The 425-nt window shown below is 37.4% G+C and carries 1 pseudogene; it reads right to left on the bottom strand.

Annotation, left to right across the window (positions count from 1 at the left end):
* Positions 1–258, bottom strand: a pseudogene (locus tag Q4548_RS16740) (DDE transposase); the annotation flags it as partial.
* Positions 259–425: the final 167 nt, after the last annotated feature.

The following is a 425-nucleotide window of genomic DNA, read 5'->3' as shown; positions in this document are numbered from 1 at the left end:
CTTCAGGAGCTGTTCTATAATAGGCTCTACTTTAGTTCCGTTGAATATGCCGACTAAAGCACCTTTCTTTCCTTTAGCCCGCTTATTGGTAATGATGGTGTAGAGTTCTCCTTTAGAAAGAACTGTTTCATCAATGGATAAATAGGAACCTATGTTTTCAGGATAAATAAGCCACTGTTTAGCATGGTTTTTACATTGCCATTGTTTAAAGTCACTTAAGTGATCTTTATAAAGTCTTTGAAGTCTTTTTCCAGGCATACCATACAGCTGTCCTAGCTGCTGGCTACTCAGCGGAGTATTATTAGTGGATTTCTTTTAAAAAAGCAGCAAACTCTTTTGATACTCGAGTTCCCTGTGCTATAAATTCATCCCATTCACGACTTACTTTAATCCACTTTTCATCTTGTAAAACGTCCCATCTCCTT

The sequence above is a fragment of the Wenyingzhuangia sp. 2_MG-2023 genome, assembly GCF_030548295.1.
Classification (GTDB): domain Bacteria; phylum Bacteroidota; class Bacteroidia; order Flavobacteriales; family Flavobacteriaceae; genus Wenyingzhuangia.
The sequence above is the reverse complement of the archived record's forward strand: the minus strand, read 5'-3'. Positions and strand labels throughout refer to the sequence as shown.